The organism is Anabaena sp. CS-542/02, assembly GCF_028331085.1.
GTDB lineage: Bacteria > Cyanobacteriota > Cyanobacteriia > Cyanobacteriales > Nostocaceae > Anabaenopsis > Anabaenopsis arnoldii.
This window is the reverse complement of record NZ_JAQMTM010000132.1, coordinates 1-10,227: the sequence shown is the minus strand read 5'-3', so window position 1 is coordinate 10,227 and position 10,227 is coordinate 1. Positions and strand designations below refer to the sequence as shown.

Genomic DNA, 10,227 nt, shown 5'->3' with positions numbered 1-10,227 from the left:
TGGTGGTAGTCTTTTTCAGAAACTTAATTGGAACACAATCGCGTCTGGCTAAGGCGTGCAAGTCTACTGAGGGATAACCGCTCCCATGCCCCCTTTGAAGTAGAAAGTAAAGTCTAGCTTTGTCTAGGTTTTATATAGCAGCGGCAGGCATAGACCCCAACAACCTACCAGAGTAGCAGGTAGCCATGACCACCACAGTAGTTAATCCCCAAATAGAATATCCTAGTTCCGACGGAGAACCCTTGGCAGAAACTTATATACATCTGTATGCAATTATCACTACCCTGGAGGTGATTAAACAATACCTCGCCGGTCAACAAGCCACGGTCTTGGCTGATCAATTTCTCTATTATGTTCAGGGATTCCCTAAACTGAGAGTGACCCCAGATGTAATGGTGATTTTTAATGTGGCTCCTGGGGGTCGGGATAATTATAAGCTGTGGGAAGAAGGTCAAGTACCCAGGGTAGTGTTTGAAATGACCAGCAAAAGCACTCAGAAGCAAGACCAGGAACAAAAGAAATTACTATACGAACAGTTAGGGATTTTAGAATATTGGTTATTTGACCCCAAAGGTGAATGGATTCCCGAACAATTAAAGGGTTATCGTTTACAAGATGAGGTTTATCAACCCATCAGCGATCGCATATCTCAACCTCTGCAATTGCGGTTAGAAGCAGAAGGGGAACTATTACGGTTCTATCGATTAGATACTGGAGCTAAGTTACTCATACCTACAGAATTAGCAGAGTTGGCTGAAAAAGAACGCCTACGGGCTGATAAACTCGAAGAGTATCTAAGGTCTCAAGGAATAGACCCCTATAATTTATAACATAAATGATATTAGTCCACTGTAGGTGGACTTGGAGCTTTTACACTTCAGCTAAAATATCCAAAAACCACCCATGAGAGGATGTTTGATAAGTTTTATAAGGTGATTTTAGACACTTCTTGATCCCCCCTAACCCCCCTTAAAAAGGGTGGAACTAGAGTCAAAGTCCCCCTTCTCAAGGGGGATTTAGGGGGATCTAAAAATATTAGATACACCATGAGGAATTTTCTAAACATCCTCTGAGAGGGGACTCTATTTTTTACAACCTATTTAAGCAATTTCGTGGTTTATTGTTTGAACTAGTATAACCACCCCCAGCAGCTAGTAATTATCAAGAGTCTGTGGAATTGATACTCCCCACGGCTAAAAGCCGGGGGATTCTTGAATAGTCCACAAACGAACCTTCAACGGTGCTATCAAAGACACCCTACACGCTCAAAACAAATACCAGTACAAAAGGTATTGCAATTGCGCTTACTTTTTTTTTGCTTTGGTGAGTCCATCGCAATGCCAGTTAGGTACGCTCAACATCCTGCCATTATTTGCCCTTTAACTATTCCAAATCAAGTTGGATATGTCCGTTGCCGGGATTTCTCCGCACTAGGATGTTTCCTCACGTAGATGGTTGTTCTTACTCCCTTCAACCATTATATCACTGTGGCTAAAGCCAGTCAATCGTTCTAATGCGACTAAAGTCGCTATCGACTTATCCCCATGCCTAAAAGCCAGGGGCTTGCGTCTCGTTTTCTGGTCAAAGAAACTTCCTTCCGCATTGATGGAGTATTTTTACCCCCACTGGCTCAAAACCAAAGCGATCGCTACAAGAAAAGAACTATCACAAAGATGGTGTAATCAAAACCGATGAGATATTACTGATGTTAAAAAAACTAACTATTCATAACTTTAAATCTTGGCAGAATACAGGGGAGATGCCATTAGCATCTTTAACGGGATTATTTGGTACTAATAGCTCAGGAAAAACTGGCATTATCCAACTGTTATTAATGCTCAAACAAACTGTAGAATCTCCAGACAGACAACGAGTATTACATACAGGGGATGATAAAACTTATGCTGATGAAGTTTTTCTAGCTGGCTAAAACCTGTGAGTGCGGAAAATATCCCCGACTTATACCAAAATTTATCACTACCTAACAAGATTATAGTCAGAAGTCGGGGATATGAGTATTTAACACTCAGTCGGATTTATCCGACTTAAGCTATTAGACAGGGGTTTCTAACCCCTGGCGGGGTGGGCGATAGCGAAGCGCTGCTGCAAGCAGATCGCACTGATTTGCAAATATGGTTACAGTCTCATCTGTAGTTTATTATTAGTCAGATACCCGATTTCTCATAGAAATCGAGTATCTTAGGCAGTATAATCAGAAAACGCTATCGGTAACCAGTTATGAGTAAGGATTAATTAGTGGGAATTATGGGACACCCAGGGAAGCTGAGAAATATACTGCCAATAAATCAGCAATTAAAGGCTAAGTTCGATTTACTCAGAACCCTAGTCAGGCGAGATTTAGAAGCCCGGTATAAGGGGTCAATCCTGGGGAATTTGTGGCCATTGGTAAATCAGCTTTCACAGTTACTGATTTATACTTACGTATTTTCCATTGTCCTGAGGGTCAAGTTAACCCTCACCAGCCTTCCGGAAAATAATTTTACCTTTGGATTGTGGTTATTTGCCGGGTTGCTTCCCTGGATTGCTTTTTCTGGGGGACTCATCCAGTCCGCTGGTTGCGTGGTAGGACAACCAAATTTAGTTAAAAAGGTGGTTTTTCCCTTGGCTTTGTTACCCTTGGTACCAATTTTATCTACGTTTATTGAAAGTTCTTTTGGTTTAATGGCGTTGATTGTATTTGTGGCTATACAAACTCATACTTTACATACTACCCTGGCGCTGTTACCATTGATTTGGTTAACGCAATTACTGCTAACTACCGGTTTGGGTTATTTAGCTGCGGGATTAACGGTTTTTTTGCGTGATGTTCCCCAAACCATGGGGGTAGTTTTAAATATCTGGTTGTATTTAACACCAATTATTTATCCTGCTTCGGCAATTCCCGAAGGTTGGCGCAATTGGGTATTTTGGTTAAATCCCCTCACGGCGATCGCCGAGGTATATCGTGATTTAATTTTGGTGGGAGAGGTGCAACATTGGGGTGAATGGGGGGTTGCTAGTTTAGTCGCCTTGATGATATTTGGTTTTGGGTTTACCGTTTATAAAAAGCTGCGTCCGGCTTTTGCTGATGTCCTGTAGCAAAGTTTTTACTAATATATCCTTTCTGTGTGTCTAATGAAGCACACACCAATTCCCTATTCCCTATTCCCTATTCCCTGTTCCCTCAAACTAAAAAACTTTGTACCTTACGACCATGGAAAATAATATAAGATAGATATGGGTGAGGAAATTGCCATTTCACTAAAGAACATCTCCAAGTCTTACAAGCGTTATCCTCGTCCAGTAGATAAGCTCAAGGAAATTTTACTACCTAATAAAAACTACGCCCAGGAATTTTGGGCGCTCCGGGATATTAATTTACAGGTTCCCCGGGGGGAAACCTTGGGAATTATTGGTCAAAATGGTTCTGGTAAAAGCACACTCTTACAAATTATCGCCGGAACCCTCACCCCCACTACAGGTGAAGTATTTGTGAATGGTAGGGTATCCGCCCTCCTAGAACTAGGTAGCGGATTTAACCCAGAGTTTACTGGGAGACAAAACGTATTTTTTAACGGTCAAATTTTAGGCTTAAGTCGAGAAGAAATAGCAGCTAAGTTTGATGACATAGCAGCTTTTGCGGAAATTGGGGATTTTATTGACCATCCTGTGAAGACTTATTCTAGTGGGATGGTGGTCAGGTTAGCTTTTGCGGTAGTCGCTCATACACAACCGAGTATTTTGATAGTAGATGAAGCTTTAGCTGTGGGGGATGCAAAGTTTCAAGCTCGCTGTATGAAGCGAATTCGTCAACTCAAAGAACAGGGCGTAACTATATTATTTGTTTCCCATGATGCCAGTAGTGTCAAAATGTTATGTCATAGCGCTATGTTGATGAATTGTGGCAGAATGCTAGAAATAGGTACTCCTAATGATGTGGTTAACCATTATATTGCCCTGTTAAGCGCAGATGATCAGCCGGAAACCGAAACCAGAATCACCCAGAGCGCCCAATTAGTTGACCAGCCTGATCATATCAGTCAAAATAATCATCATGATGGTGTAAGTAGGCATGGTAATCAGCTAGCAGTAATTAAAGAGGTAACTATTCTGGATTACCAGGGTGAAGCAGTCACCAAATTAGAGACGGGTAAGAGTTTTGAAATTAGTATATTAATCCAAGCTCAAGGGGAGCTTTCTGATTTAGTTGTTGGTATATCCTTAAGAAATCTCATGGGGTTAGTAATTTATGGCACTAACACCCACTTACAGCAGGTGAAATTACCGGATATTCAAGAAAACCAACAATTGCAAGTTGTGTTTCAAGTTCCCTGTTTGATGAATAAGGGAGTTTATACCATTACTGTGGGTATACATTCCGAAACAGGTGTAAGTTATGACTGGGTGGATGAACTGCTAGTTTTTGAAGTCCATAACGGTAGTTCCTGTGATGGCTTGATAGATTTACAATCTTGTATTAAATTCAATATTTGCCAAATCCCTGTGGAACTAGGAAAGAAAGAATAGTTACGGTCTCAAATAAAGAACCTCTCATACTCATCCTTCTTGATTACCTCTAGAGGTAGTCAAGAGGGATTTTCATTTTTTCAAGGGGTAAATTATGACTATGAGTATTAAAAAATCTATCTAAAGATAGATGACAAATGACAAAAAATAAGATTTTACTCCTCTCATAAGAAAAGTATTAATATCTAATATCCATATTTTACCTAGGTTTCAGCGATTTTTAATCTTGATTCATGGACATAGGTACTAAATCACAAGTATTCAATCAATATCAGTCTTTAGATGGATGACAAGAGCAAACAGAAGTTTGAATATCTATCTTTAGATGGATGACAAACAGAACCAAAATGTTAGACCATAGGTCTTGGCATTATATTATACTTTTGTCCAAATAATGCTTTGGCATTGTTTAACTGAGTATAAATTTTATAACCACAAAACCTTTCTTATGTAGCCAAAGTTACATACTATCATCTTTTTCTTACAGGTGTGATGTTGCGTAGTATCCAACTTCAAAGGAGTGAAAATTCAAAGTTATGACAGTAACTATTGATCAAATCCAGAGTTTATATATTGCTTTCCGTGGTAAAGCGGCAGATACCCTAGGTTTAGTTCAGGGGCTGGAACTAGGCAAAACCTTGACATTGGCACAATTGGCCTCAGGTTTTGCTGCTTCACCAGAAATAAACGGTCTAACTACAGATCAATTTATTGACCGGGTTTACGCAAATTTTGCTCTGCAACCACCAGACATCGTTAGTCGAATTAGTTTAACAGGGCGTTTAGGCGCAACACCAGATCCATCCAAACGATCTGAGTGGGTTCTGGAAACTTTACAGGGAATCCAGAATAGTCAGCTTCCCCAAGCAGGAACCCTGAGAACTAACATTGACAGCGCAAAAAATGAGAGCTACGAGTTAGCTATTCAACAATTTTATGTGGCGTTACTGGGTCGGGCGGGAGACGAAGGCGGTCTTCAAACTGGAGTTGAGTTGTTGAGAGCTGGTACTCTATCCATTGCTGAACTTGTTAATGGTGCCGCTAACTCCGATGAAGCAAGAGGTAAATACACAACTAATGATCAGTTTGTTAGTTTCGTATATCAAAATGCTTTTGGTCGGACAGCTTCAGCAGAGGATCTCAGTAGATGGAGTGGAAGACTCAATACTGCCAGCAAAGGTCAGGTGTATCTAGAAATCCTGGGGAATGCAACTCAGCAAGACCTAAACAATTTTGACAGACGTGTTGATCAGTTAGTCGGCGGATCTCCCAGTCCCGGTGGTGTCACCATTACAGACAATGTGGAGGGGACTGCTATCGGAAATATCACCTACACTTTCACCTTCCCTCAAGCAGTCACAGACTTTAACGCTGATGATGTTACAGTCACCAACGGGACTAAAGGAGCTTTCACAGCAAAGAGCGGTACTGAGTACACCTTAGTTGTTACACCTAATGCCAACTTTGAAGGTGAGTTGACAGTGGCGGTGAGAGAGCAGACATCAGTTCAACGAGTTGATACCAAAGCGCCCACAGTCACCGTTACTCCTGGTCTTAACAACACTCTCTACACCTTCACCTTCTCTGAAGCAGTAACTGATTTTACTTTTGAAGATATTACAGTCACAAACGGTACAGCGGGAGTCTTTACAGTAGTCAGCCCTACTCAATACACCTTAGCAGTTAATCCCGCTGCAGGTGCCACACCCACCGTCAGTGTCAGAGCCGCAGTTGCTGCTGATGCTGCTGGTAACCAAAGTATTGCCAGTGGTGCTTCACCTGTTGATGCGCGACCAGAAGTCAGAATTGATGACGAGCGCTTAGAGAACGGCGACTTTCGTTTCACCTTTACTTTCACAGAAAATGTCACTGGCTTTGAAGCCGGCGATATCGGTGTTACAAATGGTACTCCGGGAGCTTTCACTAAAGTTAGTGACAGTGTATACACTTTATCGGTGAGTCCCAGTGCTAGTGCATCAGAGGTGAGAGTAGCTGTACCAGAAGGCGTAGCTACCGATGCAACGGGTAATACGAATTTTGGGCAGGAAAGCACATTTGATACTCGCAGAACCTTTGAACTCACCAATGTACTTAATAATGTCCGAGGTACCAGTGGTAATGACCTGTTTGTTGGTGACAACAGTGGTGGTGGTGCTGGATTTTCTAGTAGTGTCCAAGCTGGAGACCAGATCAACGGTGGGGCTGGTACAGATACCTTCCAATATTACGGTGCGAATGCTACAGTCCCGACTTTAACCAGTGTTGAACGAGTTGAATTAATCGGATTGACTAATAATATTGACTTTACCCGTTTAGCTGGTAGCGGTATTCAGGAAGTAATCATTCAATCTAACCCAACAGTAAACCCGACAGTCCGAGGATTACAAGGGATTTCATTTGGTATTGAGGACGTTACTAATAGCCCCACTATTATTGGCGATTTTGGTAATAATGCAACCACTGCTTCTGTCACCTTGACTGATTCTGAGTTGGGTGGACTTAACATCCAAGGTAACCGAATCGCTACCCTCAACCTAGAAACAAACAGCACAGATGCGGATGGAAATAATGAAGTTGGTACTTTAGCATTCATCCAAATAGATGCAGCCGGAGTAAATAACCTCAATGCGCTGAGAACCATCAATATTACTGGGGATGCTGACCTAACTGTTACCAACCCAATCGCTTTAAACGCTAATGCTCAGACAAGGGTTCAAGCCTCACAACACACTGGTGATTTAAACGGTGGTTTGGATGCAAACAATGATGTTTTACCCTTGATCCTTCAAGGTGGAAGCGTTGAATTTAATGGTGGTACTGGTAACAACACTGTCACGGTCGATAATACTACTGGTCGTAGCATCTTAAGAGGTGGTCCCGAAGGTAATGATAGTGATGACCGTCTGACAGTAAATGGTAATGGCAATCATGAATTAATCGGTCGTGCTGGTGATGACCGTCTGACAGTAAATGGTACCGGCAATCACACATTAATCGGCGACGATGGCGATGACACTATTATCCTGGTAGGGAATGCACTAAATGACTGGGGTGAAGATGATGTTATTAATGGTGGCAGTGGTACAGATACATTGGTATTGAGGAGTAATAACGCAAATATTGGCCTTGATGATACTGCTGCTAATACTGGCTTAGTTACTGCCGTCAATGCTGCTGTTAGCATTGAAACCTTGCGATTAGAAAGGTTAGCGAACCCTCCTGTTAATTTGACCACAGCAACAGTAGACGCTAGTACAATCACCGGGATTAACAACTATGAATTGTTTGCAACAACGGTTAATCTCAGTGGTGCAGCTGCCGATGACAGATTTACCCTGGAAAGTCGAGGAGCAGTTGATGCTAATGACAACACAAGATTTATAAGAGCACCACAAGCTTTAAATCTTAGAGAAGCAGCACAAAGTGTTAACTTAACCTTAACAAATACTCCACAGAATCCTCCACTGAATCCTCCACCAACTGTTGTTGCTGCAACCTTAAATATCGATTCTACCCTAGGTGGTGCAGCGGGTACAAATAACATCACCCAAATAACCAGTGATTCAACTAACTTAACCATTAATGTCACAGGTAACGGAAACCTGCAGATCGCTGCTCCTACCCTCACTGGAAACAATCCTACTGGAGTAACAATTAATGCAAATACCTTTACTGGCAATTTAACAGCTACCGGTACTGCTGGTGTTGACACCTTAACCGGTGGTGCTGGTGCTGACACTTTAAATGGTGGCCCTGGTAATGACACCTTAACCGGTGGTGCTGGTGCTGACAGATTAACCGGTGGTGCTGGTGCTGACAGATTTGTTTATACTGCTGTTGCTGACTCCAATGCTGCAACTTTAACCGGTGCGGGTACAACATTCGATGTCATTACTGGCTTCACCCCAGGAACCGACAGAATTGTGTTGACGGGTCTACGATTTAATGCAGCACAACTTCTTGCTAACGCCCCCGCGAATTTAGCTGCTGTAGCAGCATTAAATATAGCTCAAGGTACTGTTAATTTCTTTACTCTTGGAAATAATACTTACATTGTGGGTGGTGGTGACGCTAATCTTAATGTTGACCAAAATGACTTGTTCATTCAACTCACTGGTAACGTTGCTCTAACTGCAGCAGATTTCACTGTGTAGATGAATAGAAACATACCTTTTTCATAACTTTTTCTAGGGCATAATCAACTTATGCCTTTTTTTTTGTCAGAATTAGTACTCATATCCCCGACTTCTGACTATGATCTTGTCAGGTGGTGATAAATTTTGGTAGAAGTCGGGGATATTGCCCAGCAGAGTCAACATCGGGGGTCAACAGCGATCGCCGCGATCGCCCCTAACACAAAGTGCGAGCGCCCACCCCGCCAGGGGTTAGAAACCCCTGTCTAATAGCTGAAGTCGGATAAATCCGACTGAGTGTTAATTCTCACAGTAAAAATAGGGTCAAAAATCATTGCCTAGAGTATTCTATCTTACCTACCAGTCCACTTTTAGTGGACTTTCGCTTTCAGCCGGGGAATTAATTCCCCGGCTGGTTTATCAGCAGCGATCGCCGCGATCTGCTTGCAGCAGCGCTTCGCTATCGCTCATAGTCAACGCCCACCCCAGCCAGGGGTGAGCCAGGGGTTAGAAACCCCTGTCTAATAGCTAAAGTCGGATAAATCCGACTGAGTGTTAATTCTCACAGGGAAAATAGGGTCAAAAATCATTGCCTAGAGTATTCTATCTTACCTACCAGTCCACTTTTAGTGGACTTTCGCTTTCAGCCGGGGAATTAATTCCCCGGCTGGTTTATCACCAGCCCTGGTGCGATCTGTTTGCAGCAGCGCTTCGCGATCGCCCGTACCACAAAGGTGAGGGGTTAAGAGCCGCGATCGCCTACCCCTATAAGCAGTGGATCTGAAGGCAAAATTAAAATCTATGTTTTTTAGTTTTCCATGGCGATCGCGATCGGTGAGAATATTATAGTTAACTGCTGCCAAAATTTACCCAAAATTGCTGAAATTTTCCCCAGAAATGATACATTTAAACCACAGCTATCTTTAAGGGAGAGCTAGAACTAGTTTTTAAACCATGTTAGTCACTGTTCACTTGATGATAGGATACATCTTGATTTAGTTAGATATGTTGAGCGATGATCGGAGAAAACAATCCCGAAATTAACGTTGATGAATTAATGGCTAAGATCCGCGATGAGGTGGCTAAAAGAAAAGGTCGCCCTCAAGGAGTCATAAAATCATCTTATGCAGATACAAGTAATCTGACATTACACCTGAGTTATATTGAATCTTTCCTCAAAAATGCTGAGGATAGGGCATATACTCGCACCAAATGGCCTGATAAACTCAACCGCTTTCCTTTTAATCTGAGCAAAAAGTTACAAAAAGCGACTTTAAAGTTATTAAATTTTCTCTTCAAAGACCAAAGAGAAATAAATTTTAATTTGCTCCAAGCTCTCAGAGAATCTGTAGTTATCAACCAACAACTAATAGCAGAAATCTCCAGCTTAAAAACACAGATTAATGAAAATTTACAAACAGTAGATACTCAACTACAAACCACCCATGAGCGCCTACAGACAGTAGATACCCAACTACAAACCACCCATGAGCGCCTACAGACAGTAGATACTCAACTACAAACCACCCATGAGCGCCTACAGACAGTAGATACCCAACTACAAACC

Annotated in this window: 9 protein-coding genes and 1 pseudogene; 9 read left to right on the top strand and 1 reads right to left on the bottom strand. The window is 42.1% G+C overall.

The features are described 5' to 3' along the window. Positions 1-185: 185 nt before the first annotated feature. The 8 genes from PN447_RS14270 to PN447_RS14235 all read left to right on the top strand — a co-directional run bounded on the left by PN447_RS14270 (position 186) and on the right by PN447_RS14235 (position 9,159). Positions 186-830, top strand: coding sequence for a Uma2 family endonuclease (locus tag PN447_RS14270; protein ID WP_271763701.1), 645 nt, complete (start codon positions 186-188; stop codon positions 828-830). A 714-nt stretch (positions 831-1,544) separates the two neighbouring features. After that, positions 1,545-1,682 (top strand): hypothetical protein, encoded by a 138-nt coding sequence (locus PN447_RS14265; RefSeq protein ID WP_271763700.1) that lies wholly within the window; start codon positions 1,545-1,547, stop codon positions 1,680-1,682. Positions 1,683-1,705: 23 nt separating this feature from the next. After that, positions 1,706-1,930, top strand: a complete 225-nt coding sequence (locus PN447_RS14260) for an AAA family ATPase (RefSeq protein WP_271763698.1) — start codon at positions 1,706-1,708, stop codon at positions 1,928-1,930. 335 nt (positions 1,931-2,265) lie between these two features. Continuing rightward, positions 2,266-3,099, top strand: a complete 834-nt coding sequence (locus tag PN447_RS14255; RefSeq protein WP_271763697.1) for an ABC transporter permease — start codon at positions 2,266-2,268, stop codon at positions 3,097-3,099. 138 nt (positions 3,100-3,237) lie between these two features. Then, positions 3,238-4,527, top strand: a complete 1,290-nt coding sequence (locus PN447_RS14250) for an ABC transporter ATP-binding protein (protein ID WP_271763696.1) — start codon at positions 3,238-3,240, stop codon at positions 4,525-4,527. A 536-nt stretch (positions 4,528-5,063) separates the two neighbouring features. Then, positions 5,064-8,681, top strand: a complete 3,618-nt coding sequence (locus PN447_RS14245; protein WP_271763695.1) for an Ig-like domain-containing protein — start codon at positions 5,064-5,066, stop codon at positions 8,679-8,681. A gap of 126 nt (positions 8,682-8,807) precedes the next feature. Further along, positions 8,808-8,930: a hypothetical protein gene (locus PN447_RS14240; RefSeq protein WP_271763694.1), complete on the top strand. Its 123-nt coding sequence runs from the start codon at positions 8,808-8,810 to the stop codon at positions 8,928-8,930. 64 nt (positions 8,931-8,994) lie between these two features. Beyond that, a complete protein-coding gene (locus tag PN447_RS14235) occupies positions 8,995-9,159 on the top strand; it encodes a hypothetical protein (protein ID WP_271763693.1) in 165 nt (54 codons plus the stop codon). A 127-nt stretch (positions 9,160-9,286) separates the two neighbouring features. Here the strand turns inward: PN447_RS14235 and PN447_RS14230 are convergent, their stop codons facing one another. After that, entirely contained in the window at positions 9,287-9,523 is a 237-nt protein-coding gene (locus tag PN447_RS14230; RefSeq protein ID WP_271763691.1) for a hypothetical protein, read from the bottom strand. 152 nt (positions 9,524-9,675) lie between these two features. Here PN447_RS14230 and PN447_RS14225 point away from each other — a divergent pair. Further along, a pseudogene (locus tag PN447_RS14225) lies at positions 9,676-10,227 on the top strand (SAM-dependent methyltransferase); the annotation flags it as partial.

What these genes read in the sequence shown, in the direction of transcription:
- PN447_RS14270 (WP_271763701.1), top strand. Translation starts at nt 186, where the DNA reads ATGACCACCACAGTAGTTAATCCCCAAATAGAATATCCTAGTTCCGAC.
- PN447_RS14265 (WP_271763700.1), top strand. Translation starts at nt 1,545, where the DNA reads ATGCCTAAAAGCCAGGGGCTTGCGTCTCGTTTTCTGGTCAAAGAAACT.
- PN447_RS14245 (WP_271763695.1), top strand. Translation starts at nt 5,064, where the DNA reads ATGACAGTAACTATTGATCAAATCCAGAGTTTATATATTGCTTTCCGT.
- PN447_RS14250 (WP_271763696.1), top strand. Translation starts at nt 3,238, where the DNA reads ATGGGTGAGGAAATTGCCATTTCACTAAAGAACATCTCCAAGTCTTAC.
- PN447_RS14260 (WP_271763698.1), top strand. Translation starts at nt 1,706, where the DNA reads ATGTTAAAAAAACTAACTATTCATAACTTTAAATCTTGGCAGAATACA.
- PN447_RS14255 (WP_271763697.1), top strand. Translation starts at nt 2,266, where the DNA reads ATGGGACACCCAGGGAAGCTGAGAAATATACTGCCAATAAATCAGCAA.